Genomic DNA, 17,551 nt, shown 5'->3' with positions numbered 1-17,551 from the left:
GTATAGGCCAGCGCTTATACCGCCGCGAGCTCGGCCAGCCCCGCCATGCCGGCCGCAGTCGGACGCTCCTGCAGATCGGCGCCATAACGTCTTGAAACATCGCGGATAAGATCGCGCACCCACCTGTTCGCCGGGCTCTTGTGCGCACGTTCGTGCCAGAGGAGATATAGCCGCATATTGCCGAATTCACGCGGCGCGCCGACAACGCGCAGACCATAATCCGGATAGCGATCCACCACGAACTCCGCATAGGGCCGCGCCGTGGTGAAGATCAGGTCCGTGCGGGCAATCACAGGCGGCACCAGCGCATATTCAGGCACGGAAAGCGCCACCCGGCGATTGACGCCAAGTTGCTTGAGCCGCCCGCCGATCGGACTGAAGGCCGGACGCACGACGGAGCCGAGCGACAGATGCGGCAGGGAGAGATAGTCCTCCATCGGCATTTCTTCGGCGCCTGCAAACGGATGATCAGCATTGACGATGCAGGCGGTCTCGCAATCGAAGATCGTGCTGGAGCGCAGGCTTTCATGCGGCGACGGCCAGTTGGCGACAAGCAGGTCGGAAGCGCCGGAACTGAGCTGCTCGGTCAGGTCGTCGCTCTCGGCGGGTGCAAAGAAATCGATGGAGGCCATCGGCGCTTCCTTGCGCAGCCGCTCGGCAATCGGCGGTATGAGAAAGCCGTTGAAACAGCTCATCGCCGAAACGCGCATGGCAAACGCCGTGGTGGCGGCGTCGAACGCCTCTTCGGGGCTGATGGTTTCGCTGAGTTCGGCAAGGATGCGGCAAAGCGAAGCGCGCACTGCCTCGCCGCGTTCGGTGACGGCCATGCCCTGCCCGCTCCTGACCAGAAGCGGATCATCGAAGACATGGCGCGCGCGCTTGAGAACCGCGCTCACCGAGGGCTGGCTCTGGCCGAGCTTTCCGGCAACGCGCGAGACATTCTGTTCGCTTAACAGAAGGAAGGTCGTGCGTAAAAATCGAACATCTATCGTGCCGTTCTGATCCGTGATCATGCAAATAGCCTTTCACAAGTACAAAACGGTCTCCCGAGAGACTGTCATGCAATTCCCGTGCCGCGCGGCGGACTTCGGAACTCAACGCCCTTCGGGTGTGCAGAACAGCCGTGGGCGGGGTCGCTCGAAAGCCCTTCGACCATTGCGCCAGCCGCAAAGCGCCGGCGCGATGGTTGCCACGGCTTCCGCAGGGGTCTCGGCATCGAACAGCACGATGGTGGCGGGCGCTCCCGCAGCAACCCGCGAAGGCTCGCGCCCAAGCAGGCGTTCCGCATGACCGCTTATCATGTCGTAGACAGCTGCAAGATCATCCGGCGTGCCGAGCTGGGCGATATTGGCGTAGAGGTTGGCCATCCGCATCAGCGAGACATCACCGAAGGGCGTGAAGGGGTTCAACACATTGTTGGTCGAGAGCGTTGCAACGCCGCCTGCCGCGATCAGCCTGTGGCCCGGCGTCACCCCCCGCGGCACCAGATGGGTGAATTCCCGCCCGTTCAGATAGAGATCGGTCGCCGGCAGCACGGTGAGCGCGATGCCGTTTTCGGCAAGTTCGGCGAAGGCCGCCGCGCATGCCTCCGGCGCAAAGGCTGAAAGCTTGGTCACATGGCCGACAGAGACACGGCCCTGATAGCTGCGCCTCTTCGTCTCGGCGAGGATCACGCCGAGATTGGAGCCCTCCGGCTCCAGGTCGAAATCGACGTGGAAATCGACATTGACGCCGAAGCGCTCGGCCAGATCGAAAATCTTTGTCACATGGGTGGCCGGATCGGCATCGGTATAGGGGCAGCCGCCGACCTGATCGGCGCCGTTGGCCAGCGCTTCGGCCAGCATCTCCTCCGTGCCCGGATCGTTCGTCACCCCCTCTTGGGCGAAGGCGCAGATGATGATCTCGATCGAATCGGCATAATCGCGCCGGATCGCCTTGATCGCCTCGAACGAGCGAAAACCCGCGCGCGGATCGATCTCCACGAAGGTGCGCATCACCGTCGTGCCGTGGGCGATGGCCTGCTCGACCACTTTTGCCGCGCGGGCGTAGACATCCTCTTCGGTGAAAGCGGCCTTGGCCTTCGCGGTTTCGCGCACGGCCTCGGCAAGCGTGCCCTCGCACAGCGCGCAGCGGCCGATGATCCCGGCCTTGTCGAGGTGGATGTGGGTTTCGGTCAGACCGGGCGTGGCGAGCCTGCTGCCGGCATCGAAGGAGGGCGCATCGCAGGTAATGCCGCCTGCAACGGTTGCGATGCGGCTGCCGGCAAAGGCGATATCCACCGCCGTCTCTTGTCCTGCGAGGCGGGCATTGCGGATCAGGAAATCGATTTCGGTCATCAACTCACACCAGCCGCCCGGCTTCGGCGATCTTGCGGCCTGCCTTGAACACCGTGCGGGCCACAGGGCGCTCGGCCAGCGTTTCGGCGATGCTGCCGCAATCGACCAGAATGAAATCGGCAGGCGCACCTATAGAAAGCGGCTCCGCCCGACCAAGCACCGCGCCCGAGGCTTCGGTTACCAGCGCGAAGGCCCGCTCCAGATCATCATCGGCGCGAAAATCCTGCCGGTCGCAGATGATGCCGGCGCGCTCGATCAGGTCGCCATTGCCGAAGGGCGACCAGGCATCGCGGATATTGTCGGAGCCACAAAAGACGCGCACGCCCGCCGCCTGAAGCCGTTTGACCGGCGGCATCGGAACCGGACCCGGCCCATTGGTCATGATCGAGATTTCGGCACGCGCCAGAAGCTCCGACGTCCTTCCGAAATCCGCGTCATCCAGTTCGCCAAGACAGAAGGCGTGGCTGACCGCCACCCGGCCCTGAAGCGAAAGCGCGATCGTGCGTTCGGCGATCTGGCGCAGTTCGAAGGCACCCAGCGCCCCGCCATCATGCAGATGCAGGTCGACGCCGACATTGTGTTTTGCGGCAACGGCAAAGACCGCATCGAGATGTCCATTGACGTCATCGTCGATGCCCGCCGGGTCCAGCCCGCCGACGAGATCCGCGCCGGCCGCCACCGCTTCGTGCAGGAGGGCCGCCGTGCCCGGATCGCGCATGATGCCCGATTGCGGAAAGGCGACGATTTCGATGTCGATCAGATGGCCATGGCTTTGTCTGAGCGACAGTACCTGCTCAAGACCTTTCAGCCCGATCTCGGTGTCGATATCGACATGGCTTCTGATGGCGACCGTCCCAAGTGCTGCGATCTTCTCGATCAGCGCCCCGCCGCGCGCCGCCACCGGAAGCGCCACCGTGCGACGCAGCTTGCGCTCGGCGGCAATGCGTTTGGCAACGGTCTCGCCGGGAATATGCGGAATGAAGGGGAGACCAATCAGCGTCTTGTCGAGATGGATATGGCCATCGACCAGTCCCGGCAGGATCATCTTCCCGCCGCCATCGACGCGCTCCGCCATCTCCGGAATACCAAGCGTTCCGGCGGGCACGAGACCGGCAACCTGCCCGTCCTCGATCAGGAGCGTGACGGGCTCACCCTTCGCATTGCGGATATTTTCAACGGCGATCTGTGCGGGCAAGGGCTTTCCTCAGTCGATCAGGCGAAGGCGGCGGGCGGCGGCGACGCGGTAGAGTCTGTCGCCACCCCATGCTTTCTGCTCCTCGGAGGCGGAAAAGGTCAGGCTGACGTCGTGTTCGTCATAAGACGCAATCGCCGCCGCCTTGATCTCCGGCCATTCGGGCGCGTCGCGTTCGCGCATGTCCTGCACCTCATCCGCCGACGGGAACACCGGAAACCCGATCTTGGGAATGAGCGACGCGATCACCTGCCAGAAGGCGCGGTAGAGCGGCTCAACCTTGTCCTCATCCACATGCGGCGCAACAAGGCGCATCCAATGCATGCCGGTCACCGCATGAAGGGCCGAAAAATCGAGCGTGAAGGAGAAGGCGACGAGCGAGACCTCGGTCATCCGCCGCACCGTGTTGTCATGAAAGCGCAGCCGGTCGATCACCGGGGCAAAGCCCGGCAGCGCCCCGACGGCGCGGATATTATGCCAGAGCAGATCGGTTTCCGTTTCGTAGTCACGGATACCCTCGATATCGGCGATGCCGGCGAGCACTTCCGCCGGATCGTCCGTATCGGCCTCGAACTTGCCGGGGCCGGGCAACGGCAGATAGGTGGCCGCCCAGTAGCCGAGCGCGTGGCCCACTTCGCGGGCGTCATTCTTCAACACGCCGTAGGCAAGCCGCATCAAGGGGTGGGTGGCGCTTGCGGCGACACCCTGCGTCATCGCTGGAAGATAGGTGCGGATCGCCTTGTCGATGCCGAGCCGCTGCACCTCGCCGACGAAAAAGCCGCGATAATCCGCCTCGCGGGCGCGATCGCCCAGTGCTTCCTGCCAGTTACCAGGGTTGATCGGCGCGACGGGCGCGGCAATCAGCGGCACGGCATGGGCGTCGCGATAGGTCTCGTACCACTCGTCGAGCCGTTCAGGCGAGGCACCGAGGCGGTCGAGCGCAATCAGCACCATCGGTACGTGGTTGGCCAGAAGATAGGGAAATTCGAAGCTGCGCGTCTGGGCCTTTGCCAGAACGGCATCGAGTGTCAGTGGTGTGGTCATATTGCCCTCCCAGGCCCGTCAGGCCGAGATTCTGTCGCGCGGATTGAAATGCTGCTCGCGATAATGCGCAAGCTCTTCCCGAAAATGCGCGGCATCCTCCAGGAAGAAAGCCCGCGTCATGCCGTCGGCGATGCGGGCAATGCCATATTTGACCCCGGTAATGCCGTTGCTGATCGGACCGAGGCTCGGCACCGCGCCGCCATTGAACATATGGATGCGCGACACCCACCGGTCCCGCTCCGCGTCCATCGGGGTCAATTCAAATGTGCGCCCGAGATACGGCGCCTGCAAGACCGGCGGACACGTTTCGCCTTCAGGCGGGGTGAAACGGTCGCGCCAATGGGCAAAACGCCCTTCAAGTGCTGCAAGCTCCGGCCGCATGGAAAAATCGACGCCATAACCGGTTCCAAGCAGAATATGATCGGCCTCGATCGTGCCGTTCTTCGTCTCCGCGCGGATGCGGCCCCTCTCGATGACGAGCGATGTGACGCCGCTGCCGAGTTCCATGACGAAATTGGCATAGGATGTGGCGCGATCATACTGATCCTGCGTCGGCGGCACCTTCAGATCATAATAGTGCTGCGAGAAACGCCATTTTTCCGCGTCCGGCAGCTCGGCGTAACTGCCGAGATAGCCAGGGAAATTGGTCCAGGCCAGCACCTCGGTGCAGGCCAGTTCCTTTGCCCGCGCCACCATTGTGACGCGCCGGGCGCCGGCTTCCAGCGCGGTGACCGCCCAGTCGAAGCTGGATGTGGCGGAGCCGAGCACGATGACATCCTTGCCCTTGAGGTGGCTGTCATCGGTCTCTTCGGCGCTGTGGGTCCAGAATCCCTTCGGCAGGGCCGCGACATCGTCTGGCACATACGGCCCGCCGCAGCCATCCATGCCGTTGGCCATGATCAGCCGGCGGCAGGTGATTTCGCCGGGCAGCGCCTCATTGCCGGAGATCGTCAGCCGCACGCCGCCTTCGGCTTCTGCCACGGCTTCCAGCCGCGTCCGGTTATGGACCGTGATGCCGCTCGCCTTGCGAAACCAGAGCATGTAGCGCATCCAATCCTCGCGGTCGATCTTCTCCAGCCCCGCGAAGGCTTCCGCGCCATAGACCGTTTCGTACCAGGCGCGCGGGCTGAGGCTCGGTATGCCGAAATCGGGGCCGGCCAGCGTTTTCGGCGAGCGCAGCGTCTTCATGCGCGCCGATGTGATCCAAGGCCCCTCGCGCCCCGCCTCCGCCTGATCGATAACGAGAACGCCCTCAATCCCGCGGCGTCTGAGCGCGAAGGCCGCGGACAGGCCGTTCAGCCCGCCGCCGACGATGGCGACATTATAATGCGCATCGCGCTGTGGCTTCTTCAGCCATATCGGTGCCTCGGCCTCGATACACCCCATCTCCCAGGCCGCACGCGCGGCAAGTTGTTCGAGTCGATGCTCGATCCCGCCGGAAAACGACGGCTGGTTGTCGGTGAGGCGCTGCATATTTGGTTCCCGATCAGGCGTTTGCTCAAATTCCAGGCAAAACCGGCCGCTTTTGTCTGAAATTTGGGCGATTATGTTCTTTTTTGTGATTTTTTACTTCAATTGTTTTTTTGTCAAGTGCGCTTGAGTGCGTTTTTGTTTGATGTATAGTGCTTATCGATCATGACATTTATGAGAACAACGGATGCATGATATAAAGGGGAACAGAATGAGAAACGCAAACGCCGCAAAATATGCGACAGCCGGGCTGCTTGCCTGCCTGATGGGCTCGACGGCCCTTGCGCAGGACAAGCCTTTTTCCGGCATCACGCTTACCATCGCCTCGCAGAACGACCAGTTCGCACCGGTGATCGCCGAACTGGCGCCCAAATTCGAGGCGGAAACGGGCGCAACCGTCAAGGTCGACATCCTCGACTACGGCTCGCTTCTGACCAAGACCACCGCCGATTATATCGGCGATACCGAAGGCTACGACCTCGTCACCATGGACATCGTCTGGGCGGGTGAATATGCCGAAAACGGCTATTCGGTTGAGCTTTCCGAACTGATCGAACGCGATGCCGACGAGATCGACGTCGATGACATCTATCCCAACCTGATGATGGGTCTCGGCAATTACGAAGGCCAGCAGATCGCCTTCCCCTTTGCCGGCTATGCCAACGTTCTGGCCTATAACAAGACCCGCCTTGACGCGGCCGGGCTTGAACCGCCGAAGACGATGGAAGAATTCGTCGCCGCCGCCGAAAAGCTGACCGATCCTGCCGCCGGCCTCTACGGCTTCGTCGCCAACGGCCAGAAGGGCCCGGCAAGCGCCCAGGACTGGATGCAGTATAACAGCGAAATGGGCGGCTCGATCATGAGCGAGGACGGCATGCCGACGCTCAATTCGGATGCCAATGTGGAAAGCCTGAAGGTCTATCGCGACCTGTTCCGCAATGCGGCCCCTCCGGGAGCAGCCGGCTATGACTGGGGCGGCCGCGAGGAAAGCTTCCGCCAGGGCGTTGCGGCGCTGATGCAGACCTGGTCGGTCGGCGCGCCGGGCTATTACAATCCCGAAATCTCCAAGGTCGTCGACGATGTCGCCATCACCACCGCCCCGCATCCGGGCGATGTGGCGCCGAGCTATGGCATTGGCGGCTGGGGCATGGCGATCAACGCCGATGTCTCCCCGGAGGAACAGGAAGCCGCCTGGGCTTTCATCAAATGGCTGACCAGTCCTGAAATCCACAAGGAATTCAACATGCTCGGCGCCGGCAGCTTCCTGCGCAAGAGCGAGATGACCGATCCCGACCTGATGGCGAAATTCCCGTTCCTGCCGGTGCTTGCCGAAACCTTCGAGAACGGCAATTATGACTACCGTCCGCGCATTCCGGAATATCCGCAGATCCAGGATTTCCTCGGCACGGCGGTCAATTCCGTTCTGGTCGGCGATGCCGATCCGAAGGAAGCGCTGGATGCCGCGCAGGCGCAGGCCGAAGACCTGTTCTGAGCCCTGCGCTGAGCTCTGCGGACCGCGCGCCATCATGCCGCGCGGTCCGGCTTTTGCATGTTTCTTGAAATCGAGGTTACGCGCGTGAGTGCGATCGCAGACCCCCTGCCCTCCGGGCTGATCGAGCCCAAGGGAATGGCCTTTGCCACGAGACGAAAACTCTTTCTCGCCATCATGGCCGTGCCGGTCGTCGCCTATGTTCTGGTTGTCGGCATCTGGCCCTTGGCGCAGGGCATCTGGTACAGCCTTTACGACTACAATCTGATCCGCCCGCAGCGGACCAAATTCGCAGGCCTCGACAATTACATCGAAATCATCACCGATCCGGTAAGCCGACAGGCCCTGATCAATACCGCGATCTTCACCGTCGGCGCGGTGTTCTTCGAACTTCTGCTCGGCTTTGCGCTGGCGCTTTCGCTATGGCGCGATGACCGGTTCAACCGGCTGGCGCTAGCGCTGATCCTGATCCCCGTGACCATCACACCGCTGGTCGTCGGCCTGATCTTCAAGGGGCTTCTGGCCGCCGACTATGGCATGATCGGCTATTTCCTCGCCCAATGGGGGCTGACCGATCCGCGCGGCCTCCTGGCGGACCAGCACGCCGCCCTGGCCACGCTGATTTTCATAGATGTCTGGGAATGGACGCCGCTGGTGGCGCTGATCCTGCTGGCGGGCCTGAAGGCGCTACCCTCAGACATCCTGGAAGCAGCTTCCGTCGATGGCGCAACGGGGTTTCAGAAACTCAGGATCATCGTGATCCCGCTGATGCTGCCGGCGATTCTCCTGGCGCTGATCCTGCGCACCGTCGATGCCTTCCGCGTGTTCGACACGGTCTATGTGGCAACCGGCGGCGGGCCGGGCAATGCCACCAACACGCTGATGCTGCACGCGGTCAAACAGGGGCTGGAATTCTTCAATATCGGCAGGGCCTCGGCAATCGCCAACCTTACCCTGCTGATCATTGCCCTGATTGCCGCGGGCTTTGTTATGATGATCCGGCATGCCGACAGGAAGGCCAACGGGAAATGACCACACGCCATTGGCTTCAGACCGGCCGCCGCGCCTTCCTTCTGATCATGCTGGCGTTCTTTCTGGCGCCCTTCCTGTGGCTGGCGACCACCGCCTACAAGCCCTCAAGCGCGATCTTCTCTATACCGCCGACATTCGCCTTCTCGCCCACGCTGGACCAGTTTCGCACGATCTTTCGGTTGTTCGATGTCTGGAGCCTGCTGCGCTCCAGCGTGCTGATCGCCACGGGCTCGGTCATTCTGTCGCTGGCGCTCGGCGTTCCGGCGGGCTATGCGCTGGCGCGTTCGAAAAGCCGCTATGCCATGGGCATCGCCTATTTCCTGATGGCGATCCGGATGATTCCGTCGGTGGCGGCCCTCATCCCGTTTTACCTGATGATGCGCGATATCGGGCTTCTGGGAAGCTGGATGTCCGTCGTGCTGATCAACTCGATGCTGAACTCGGCCTTCGTCACCTGGCTTATGTTTTCCTATTTCCGCGGGCTTCCGCCGGAACTTGAGGAAGCCGCGCTGACGGATGGCTGCACCCAGTTCGGCGCCTTCTTCAAGGTGGCGCTGCCCGCCGTGATGGCCGGAATTATTGCCTGCGTGCTGTTTTGCCTGATGTTTTCCTGGAATGATTTTCTCTACCCGATGTTCCTGACCCGGCTGGAATCAAAACCGCTCTCCGTGGCGCTGCTGTCGGCCTATGGCACCAAGGACATCACCTGGGGCACGCTCGGCGCACTGGCGCACTTCTCCACCATCCCGATCGTGATCGTGATCCTGTTCCTGAACCGCTATTTCGTGCAGGGGCTGACCAAGGGGATTCACTGACAAGCGCGGCTGAAAGGCTGGCCGTTTTCCAAGACGAAAGGTCCGGCGCTGTTCTCACGCCGGCCTTGTGACCCGCTCAATCTCGGATCGCTTTTTCCGTCTGCGCATTGAAGACATGGATATTTCCGGCATCCACGGCAAGCGTGATGGTCTCGCCGGCCCGAATGCGCATCTGGCCATCCAGAACGACGCGCAGGCGCGGCGCGGACAGCGCGCCGTCACCCTCGCCGTCATGGCCGATTTCGCGCAGGCTGTCATCGGCGGGACCGATGTCGATATGGGCCAGAAGCGTTGCCCCCAGATCCTCGACGAACACGACCTCGCCGGTCACCGTATTGGCGGCGCTCTCGGACGCTGCGACCGGCGTGAACATTTCCGGACGGATGCCGAGGATCACGCGGTCGCCGATCGAGCGGTTGAGGCCCGGTCGACGGGCGAGATCGCCCGCCCCGAAGACAAAGCCAAACGGTCCGAGGCGGGCTTCGATCCCGCCCTCGATCGCGACAAGATCGGCCGCCATGAAATTCATCGACGGCGCACCGATAAAGCCCGCGACGAAGAGGTTGGCGGGCGTGTCGTAAAGCGCGCGCGGCGTATCGAGTTGCTGGAGAACGCCATGACGCATGACGGCGACGCGGTCTCCCATGGTCATCGCCTCCACCTGGTCATGGGTGACATAGACGGTGGTGACGCCGGTGAGCTTCTGCAACCGCGCGATCTCGGTGCGCATCTGGCCGCGCAGCCGGGCATCGAGGTTGGAAAGCGGCTCGTCCATCAGGAAGGCCTTGGGATCGCGCACCAGCGCACGGCCCATGGCAACGCGTTGCCGCTGACCGCCCGAAAGCTGGCCGGGCTTGCGCTTCAGATGCTCGGAAAGCTCCAGAAGTTCGGCCGTCTCGCGCACCTTCTTCGCCAGCACCTGCTTGTCCGCGCCGCGCACCCTGAGACCGAAGCCGATATTCTCCTCGACATTCAGATGCGGATAAAGCGCATAGGACTGAAACACCATGGCGATGTCGCGATCGCGCGGCGCAAGATTGTTGGCGATGACGCCGTCAATGATCAGCCGCCCGTCGGTAATGTCCTCAAGGCCCGCAATCATCCTGAGCGCGGTCGACTTGCCGCAACCGGACGGCCCGACAAGCACCAGAAACTCGCCGTCCCTGATATGGAGATCGAGATTGGCAATTGCCGCATACCCATCCGGATAGCGCTTGCCGATACCGTCGAAAATAATGTCCGCCATTTTGCGCTTCCCGCTTTTGCCTCGTCAGTTCAGTGCCTGCCGCAACGCGGGCTTCAGGTCATGTAGACGCCGCCAGTCACATTCACGCCCTGCCCGGTCATGAAGCGGGCGGAGTTGCTGGCGAGGAAGATCGCCACATCGGCGACGTCCTCGGGCGTCTCGATCCGGCCAAGCGGGGTCTGCGAGACGTAGTCCGCGATCACCTCTTCCGGCGTCATGCCGCGCAGGCTGGCTTCCCACTCGACCTCGCGCTCCTGCATCGAGGTTCTGACGAAGCCCGGGCAGATCGCGTTGACGCGGATGCCGTCGCCGGCAAGCTCGCGCGCCAGCGCCTGGGTCCAGCCGAGAACGGCGAACTTGCTCGCCGAATAATGCGCCAGCAGCGGCGCGCCGACCTTGGCGGCAAGCGAGGCGGTGTTGACGATCACGCCCCTGCCATTGGCCTTGAAACGACGGCCCGCGGTCTGATTGGTGAGGAAGATGCCGCGCGTATTGACGTCGAAATTGAAATCCCACTCCTCATCCGTCAGCTCAAGCGCGTGCTGCATGGAGGAGACGCCGGCATTGGCAAACAGCATGTCGAAACCGCCGAGCTTTTCTTCCGCCTCGGCGAATGCCGCTTCCACGGAAGCCCGCTTGCGTACATCGATCGCGATGGCAACGGAACCGGTTTCGGCTGCCGTCTTCTCCGCCGTTTCAGGATTGATATCGCACAGCGCGACATCGACCTTCTGGCGTCTCAGCGCCACGACGATGGCCCGCCCGATACCGGTGGCGCCGCCCGTTACCACGGCCTTGCGGCCCTCAAGCTCCGGAAAGACCGGGTGTGTCATTTTTCGTTCCCCTTTTTGGTTGGTTCGATCATATATCAACAAAAACATACACAACAAGAGAAAATAATGTTTGAATTTGTTCGAACCTGCTGGTAGTCATGAGGTTCAGTCTAGATCGGCTTGCGTCAGAATACGCTTTGCCTGTTCGAAGCCTCAATCGTGCCGAAAGGATCCGTCTTGCAGGGTGGCCAGGGAGAAAAGACCGGAGAGAAAACCAAGGTTCTCGCGCAGGTGCGTCATGCGCGCATCCTTGATGTTCTGGCCGAAATCGGGGCGCTCTCGGTCTCCGATGTCGCGGGGCAACTCGGCGTTTCCGAGATGACGGTCCGACGCGATCTTGCCGAACTGGAAAAGGAAGGCAAGCTTGCCCGCACCCATGGAGGCGCCGTGCGCTCCGAACAGAGCGCGGAACCTGCCGCCGCCCCGGCAACCCTTCCCGGCGAACCGTCATTCCAGCTCAGGACCGTCAAGAACGCGCTTGCCAAGCAGGCCATCGCCGCTGAAGCTGAGGCGCTTAGCGCCGGGGCGCGCACCATCGCGCTCGACGTCGGCACCACAGCGTTACTGCTGGCCAGAAGGCTGCAGGACCGTCAACACACCAAGATCTTCACCAGTTCGGTGCGCAACGCCTTCTTCCTCGGCGAGGGCCTGGCCGAGGTCTATCTGCCGGGCGGGCGCATGCGCGGGGACGAAATGTCGATTTCCGGCCCTGCGGCAATCGCCGATTTCAGCGCGCTCTGGTTCGACATCGCCTTCATCGGAATTTCCGGCCTCACCCCCCAGGGGATATACGACTACTCCTTCGACGACGCCGAGATGAAGCGCGTGTTCCTGAGCCGCTCGACGCGGAAAGTCGTTTTGTGCGACGCCTCCAAGTTTTCCTGCATATCGCTGGTCCATGTCGCCGACCTTGAACAGTTCGATGTGCTGATCACCGATGTCGAGCCGCCGCCCGACCTCGCAAAAGCACTCGCGGCCGCCGAGGTCGAAGTCCGCATCGCCGGCCGCGCGCGCAAAATGGCATCCTGACCGCAAGCCTGCGGCCCCTGCCCGCCAGCCTGCTTTCTCAAATGGAGTACTTCAATGATTTTCGAGTTCTTCGGCGCCAAGAAGAAGGCAGTCATCGCCATGGCCCATATCGGCGCGCTGCCCGGTTCTCCGCAATATGACAAGGATGGCGGCCTCGACAAGCTGATCGCTGATGTCCTCGCCGATATCGAGAAACTGCAGGCCGGCGGCGTCGACGCGATCATGTTCGGCAATGAGAACGACCGCCCCTATGTGAAGAAGGCCCCCGTCGAGGGCATTTCCGCAATGACCGCGGTGGTGCAGGCGTTGAAACCGGAACTCAAGGTGCCCTTCGGGGTCAACTACCTCTGGGATCCGGAAGCCAGCGTCGCGATCGGCGCGGTGACCGGCGCAAGCTTCGTGCGCGAGATCTTCACCGGCGTTTTCGCTTCCGACATGGGCGTTTGGGCGCCCGATTGCGCCACCCCCGCGCGGCTGCGCGCCAATCTCGGCGCAAAAGACATGAAACTGCTGTTCAACATCAACGCCGAATTCGCGCATCCGCTCGACCAGCGGCCGATCGCGCTGCGCGCCAAGAGCGCGGTCTTTTCGTCGATGGCCGATGCCATTCTGGTCTCCGGCCCGATCACCGGTCAGCCCGCCGACCAGTCGGACCTGAAAACCGTATGTGAGACGATCGAAGACGTGCCGGTTTTTGCCAATACCGGCGTCAATATCGACAATGTGACCGACGTCATGTCGGTTGCCGACGGCTGCATCATCGGCACGCATTTCAAGGTCGATGGCGACACCTGGAATCCGGTCGACCAGGACCGCGTCAGCCGCTTCATGGACAAGGTCGCAAACCTGCGCTGACCGCGCCCGGAGGCTTGCATGGCTTATGTGATCGGTCTCGATATCGGGACGACATCCACGATCGGCATTCTGATCGAACTGCCTGACCGGGTCGTGGGGGTCGCCTCGAGACCCGTCACGCTCACCTCGCCGCATCATGGCTGGGCGGAGGAAAATCCGGCAGAGTGGTGGGACAACGTCCAGGCGATCACCCGCGAACTGCTGGCGCTGGAAGGCACCGACCCGGCCGCTATCGGTGCTGTCGGCGTCACCGGCATGTTGCCGGCCGTGGTGCTCCTGGATGAAGCCGGAACCGTGCTGCGACCGAGCATTCAGCAAAGCGACGGACGCTCCGGGCGCGAGGTCGAGGCCATGCGCCAGGAGCGCGACGAGGCCGCCTTCATCGCCAAGGCCGGCAATGGCATCAACCAGCAGCTTGTGACCGCCAAGCTGCGCTGGATCGAAAACCACGAGCCGGATGTCTTTGCCCGCATTGCCACGGTGTTCGGCTCCTATGATTTCATCAACTTCAAGCTCACCGGCAAACGCGCCGTGGAGCAGAACTGGGCGTTGGAAGCGGGTTTCGTCGATGTCGCGCGCGGCGAACTTGATGACGACCTGATAGGCTGGGCCCACCTTCCGCCCGGCGCCATTCCGCCCAAGTTCGCCTCGCATGAAGTGCTCGGCACCGTCAGCGAGGAGGCCGCGACCCTCACCGGCCTTCGCGCGGGAACGCCGGTTGTCGGCGGTGCTGCCGATATGGTGGCTTCAGCCTTCGGCGCGGGCGTGCAGGAAGCCGGCGATGTTCTTCTGAAATTCGGCGGCGCGGTCGATATCCTGACGGCAACCGACAAGGTGCGCCCCGATCCCCGCCTTTTTCTCGACTACCACCTGATCCCCGGCCTCTATATGCCGAACGGCTGCATGTCGACCGGCGGCTCGGCGCTGAACTGGTTCATCGCCACCTTTGCGGGCAAGGAACAGCAAGCTGCCGAAGCCGAGGGCATATCAACCTATCGCTATCTCGACCGGCTGGCGGAAAATCGACCGGCGGGTGCGGAGGGCGTGGTGATCCTGCCCTATCTTCTGGGCGAGAAAACGCCGATCCACGATCCCGATGCGCGCGGGCTGATCTCGGGCCTCACCCTGTCCCACGATATCGGCCATCTGTGGCGGGCGCTCCTGGAATCCTATGCCTATGCGCTCAGACATCACGTTGATGTGCTCAACGACATGGGCCTTGAAACCACCCGTTTCCTGGTCTCCGACGGCGGGGCGCAGAGCGGGGTCTGGATGCAGATCGTTGCCGATGTGCTGCAGCAGCCCGCGCAATGCCTGACCGGCCATCCAGGCTCTTGCCTCGGCGTTGCCTGGACCGCGGCCATGGGCGCCGGGCTCGTCGATGATTGGGCGGGCGTTACGGCCTTTGTCGGACACGGCGTCACGATCAGGCCCGATGTGTCGAACCGAGCGATCTATGATGACGGCTATGCCCGCTTTCGCGCGCTCTACCGGCCACATGCCTCCCCCTGAGGCAGGCCGCACCCCCCGCTCAGGAAGAGGCTCTTGCGGCAAAAGGCAATCAGGTCCAGCATGCCCAGCCGAACTTGCGGCGGTTTGGAAGGGCTTGGCGGCCCTCGATGATCCCGCATTTCTCGATCTGTTTCAGGCAACGCCAGCATGCGTTTCGCTGACCTCGAGCCGTTTGTGTAGCGTCGCATTGGTCACGCACCGTCCTCTTGCAGCATGGCAGGAATCGGGGCATTGACGGCTTCAAAGTTAGGTACAGGTTAAAACCAAATATCATGCGTGCAAATGAGCAGCACCTGTCCTCAGTTGATCGAATTTCGACACGAATGACACAGTGATTTCTCAGCGGGAGGCTATGATCTCCTCAATCCAAATCCATAACGAAAAGCCCTGCCATGAAAGCCGTCCTGTTCGAGAAATTCCGGGAAGAACCCAAGCTGGTCACTGTAGAGGACCCGACACCCGACCCGCATGGCGTCGTCCTGCGGGTCGCGGCGACGGGCGTCTGCCGCAGCGACTGGCATGGGTGGATGGGACACGACGGCGACATCACCCTGCCCCATGTTCCGGGTCATGAATTGGCTGGCGTCATCGAGGCCGTGGGCAAGGACGTGACCAGATGGAGGGTCGGCGACAAGGTCACCGTGCCGTTCATTTGTGGCTGCGGCAGTTGTTCCGAGTGCAACGCCGGACATCAGCAGGTATGCCTGCACCAGGAACAGCCGGGCTTCACCCACTGGGGGTCTTTCGCCGAATACGTTGCTATTCACCAGGCCGACCTTAACCTCGTGGCGCTGCCCGAGAGCATGGAGTTCGCCACGGCGGCAAGCCTCGGATGTCGGTTCGCGACGTCCTTCCGGGCGGTCATCGACCAGGGCAAGGTCAGCGCGGGCCAATGGGTGGCCGTTCATGGCTGCGGCGGCGTTGGCCTGTCCGCAGTCATGATCGCCGCGGCAGCGGGCGCCAATGTCATCGGCGTGGATCTCAATCCGGCGAAGCTGGATCTGGCTCGCGCACTCGGCGCGGTCGCCGTGATCGACGGCCGGGAGGCCGACGTGCCCGAGGCTATCAGGGACATTACCCGCGGCGGCGCGCATGTCTCGCTCGACGCGCTCGGTCACCCCACGACCATGAACAATTCAATCCTCTGCCTGCGGCCGCGGGGCAAGCACATCCAGGTGGGCTTGATGCTCGGCGAGCACGCCGCTCCCGCCGTTCCCATGTCCAGGATTGTCGGACAGGAGATCGAGTTGCTCGGTTCGCACGGAATGCAGGCGCACCGATACGGAGCGATGTTGGATATGATCACGAGCGGAAAGCTCGATCCGGCGCGTCTGGTGGGCGATCGGATTGCTCTCGCGGATGCACCCGCAGCGCTGATGGCCATGGACAGGTTCCAGTCCATCGGCGCCACGGTCATTACCCGTTTCTGAGCCAAGCAGAAATTACATGCATCGGCAATTGCAATATGGCCGCTGCGATCGCGGAAGGACTGATCGCCATATCATCAGCCCTTCACGAACAATTTGCGCGGCACGTTGGCGAGGCACTCCGGTCCGCCTTCCTTGATGACGAGGCTCTCGGTGATCTCGAAGCCCCAGTCTTCCATCCACAGGCCGGTCATGAAGTGGAAGGTCATGTTCTCCTCGAGCACCGACTTGTCGCCCGGGCGCAGCGACATGGTGCGCTCGCCCCAGTCCGGCGGATAGGAGAGGCCGATCGGGTAGCCGGTGCGATTGTCCTTGGTGATGCCGTATTTCTTCAAGACGCCGTAGAAGGCGTTGGCGACATCCTCGCAGAGATTGCCGGCGCGCGCCATTTCGAGCCCCGCCTCCATGCCCTCCAGCACGGCTTTTTCCGCATTGAGAAAGGTCTCGGTCGGCTTGCCGAGGAAGACCGTGCGCGACAGCGGGCAGTGATAGCGGCGATACACGCCGGCGATCTCGAAGAAGGTGCCTTCGCCCAGCCGCAGCGGCTCGTCGCTCCAGGTCAGATGCGGCGCGGATGCGTCGATACCCGACGGCAGGAGCGGCACGATGGCTGGATAGTCGCCGCCGAACCCGAGATCATCGTCGAATCTGAGCGAGGCGTCGTAGATATCGGCCACCAGATCGCATTTGCGAATGCCGGGCTCGACCTTGTCGAAGATCCGCTGGTGCATGCGCTCGACGATGCGGGCCGCACGCCGCATGTAGAGAAGCTCCTGATCCGACTTCACCGCGCGCTGCCAGTTCACCAGGCTGTTGGCGTTGACGAAGGCGGCATTGGGCAGATGCTGCCGCAGCGAGGCATGGGCCTGGGCGGTGTACCAGTAATTGTCCATCTCCACGCCGATGCGCGTCTTGTCCCAGCCGCGCTCCTCAAGCCGCGCGGCGAGAAAATCCATCGGATGGCGAACATCCGACTGCACATAATGATCCGGATAGCCGATCATGTCGTCTTCCGACATGAAACAGGTGCGCCTGGCGCCATTGCGGTCCTGATCGCGACCGAACCAGACGGGGTCGCCGTCCGGACCGACGATGACGCACTGATGCACATAGAATGACCAGCCGTCATAACCCGTCAGCCAGGCCATGTTGGACGGGTCTGAGACGATCAGGACATCCACCTCGCGGTCTTCCATGGCCTTGCGCGTCTTCTCGATGCGCTCGGCAAACTCGCTGCGTGAAAAGGCCAGTTGCGGTGAGGACATGTCTTT

The 17,551-nt window shown here is 62.4% G+C and carries 15 protein-coding genes; 7 read left to right on the top strand and 8 right to left on the bottom strand.

The window, feature by feature from the left end; translation table 11 throughout:
* Window positions 1-14: 14 nt before the first annotated feature.
* From Mame_RS14270 to Mame_RS14250, 5 genes are all read right to left on the bottom strand, one after another.
* On the bottom strand, window positions 15-1,013 hold the full coding sequence (locus Mame_RS14270) for a LysR family transcriptional regulator (RefSeq protein WP_018063157.1): 999 nt from the start codon (window positions 1,011-1,013) through the stop codon (window positions 15-17).
* Between the two features lie 81 nt (window positions 1,014-1,094).
* Window positions 1,095-2,336, bottom strand: a complete 1,242-nt coding sequence (locus Mame_RS14265) for an amidohydrolase family protein (protein WP_018063156.1) — start codon at window positions 2,334-2,336, stop codon at window positions 1,095-1,097.
* Between the two features lie 4 nt (window positions 2,337-2,340).
* Window positions 2,341-3,531, bottom strand: a complete 1,191-nt coding sequence (locus tag Mame_RS14260; RefSeq protein ID WP_018063155.1) for an amidohydrolase — start codon at window positions 3,529-3,531, stop codon at window positions 2,341-2,343.
* 9 nt (window positions 3,532-3,540) lie between these two features.
* Window positions 3,541-4,572, bottom strand: coding sequence for a questin oxidase family protein (locus Mame_RS14255; protein ID WP_018063154.1), 1,032 nt, complete (start codon window positions 4,570-4,572; stop codon window positions 3,541-3,543).
* A gap of 18 nt (window positions 4,573-4,590) precedes the next feature.
* The gene (locus Mame_RS14250; RefSeq protein WP_018063153.1) at window positions 4,591-6,045 is read right to left on the bottom strand and encodes an NAD(P)-binding domain-containing protein; all 1,455 of its coding nucleotides are present in this window, start codon (window positions 6,043-6,045) and stop codon (window positions 4,591-4,593) included.
* A 208-nt stretch (window positions 6,046-6,253) separates the two neighbouring features.
* On the opposite strand from Mame_RS14250, the gene Mame_RS14245 reads away from it, so the two are divergent.
* The 3 genes from Mame_RS14245 (at window position 6,254) to Mame_RS14235 (ending at window position 9,378) form a co-directional block, all read left to right on the top strand.
* On the top strand, window positions 6,254-7,534 hold the full coding sequence (locus Mame_RS14245; RefSeq protein WP_018063152.1) for an ABC transporter substrate-binding protein: 1,281 nt from the start codon (window positions 6,254-6,256) through the stop codon (window positions 7,532-7,534).
* Between the two features lie 135 nt (window positions 7,535-7,669).
* Entirely contained in the window at window positions 7,670-8,563 is an 894-nt protein-coding gene (locus tag Mame_RS14240; protein WP_033409455.1) for a carbohydrate ABC transporter permease, read from the top strand.
* On the top strand, window positions 8,560-9,378 hold the full coding sequence (locus Mame_RS14235; protein ID WP_018063150.1) for a carbohydrate ABC transporter permease: 819 nt from the start codon (window positions 8,560-8,562) through the stop codon (window positions 9,376-9,378). Before Mame_RS14240 ends, Mame_RS14235 begins: the two co-directional genes overlap by 4 nt.
* Window positions 9,379-9,454: 76 nt before the next feature.
* Here Mame_RS14235 and Mame_RS14230 read toward each other — a convergent pair whose 3' ends face one another.
* Both Mame_RS14230 and Mame_RS14225 read right to left on the bottom strand, forming a co-directional pair.
* Window positions 9,455-10,624 (bottom strand): ABC transporter ATP-binding protein, encoded by a 1,170-nt coding sequence (locus Mame_RS14230; protein ID WP_018063149.1) that lies wholly within the window; start codon window positions 10,622-10,624, stop codon window positions 9,455-9,457.
* A gap of 53 nt (window positions 10,625-10,677) precedes the next feature.
* A complete protein-coding gene (locus Mame_RS14225) occupies window positions 10,678-11,457 on the bottom strand; it encodes an SDR family NAD(P)-dependent oxidoreductase (protein WP_018063148.1) in 780 nt (259 codons plus the stop codon).
* A 177-nt stretch (window positions 11,458-11,634) separates the two neighbouring features.
* Between Mame_RS14225 and Mame_RS14220 the strand changes: the two genes are divergently transcribed.
* From Mame_RS14220 to Mame_RS14205, 4 genes are all read left to right on the top strand, one after another.
* Window positions 11,635-12,486: a DeoR/GlpR family DNA-binding transcription regulator gene (locus tag Mame_RS14220; RefSeq protein ID WP_026173197.1), complete on the top strand. Its 852-nt coding sequence runs from the start codon at window positions 11,635-11,637 to the stop codon at window positions 12,484-12,486.
* A 54-nt stretch (window positions 12,487-12,540) separates the two neighbouring features.
* The gene (locus tag Mame_RS14215) at window positions 12,541-13,341 is read left to right on the top strand and encodes a BtpA/SgcQ family protein (protein WP_018063146.1); all 801 of its coding nucleotides are present in this window, start codon (window positions 12,541-12,543) and stop codon (window positions 13,339-13,341) included.
* An 18-nt stretch (window positions 13,342-13,359) separates the two neighbouring features.
* Window positions 13,360-14,853, top strand: coding sequence for an FGGY-family carbohydrate kinase (locus Mame_RS14210; RefSeq protein WP_018063145.1), 1,494 nt, complete (start codon window positions 13,360-13,362; stop codon window positions 14,851-14,853).
* 392 nt (window positions 14,854-15,245) lie between these two features.
* Window positions 15,246-16,283 (top strand): zinc-dependent alcohol dehydrogenase family protein, encoded by a 1,038-nt coding sequence (locus Mame_RS14205; RefSeq protein WP_018063144.1) that lies wholly within the window; start codon window positions 15,246-15,248, stop codon window positions 16,281-16,283.
* A gap of 74 nt (window positions 16,284-16,357) precedes the next feature.
* Here Mame_RS14205 and doeA read toward each other — a convergent pair whose 3' ends face one another.
* The gene (gene doeA, locus Mame_RS14200; RefSeq protein ID WP_018063143.1) at window positions 16,358-17,545 is read right to left on the bottom strand and encodes an ectoine hydrolase DoeA; all 1,188 of its coding nucleotides are present in this window, start codon (window positions 17,543-17,545) and stop codon (window positions 16,358-16,360) included.
* Window positions 17,546-17,551: the final 6 nt, after the last annotated feature.

The organism is Martelella mediterranea DSM 17316, assembly GCF_002043005.1.
In the GTDB taxonomy this organism is placed as follows: Bacteria; Pseudomonadota; Alphaproteobacteria; order Rhizobiales; family Rhizobiaceae; genus Martelella; species Martelella mediterranea.
This window is presented reverse-complemented; position numbering and strand designations above follow the sequence as displayed.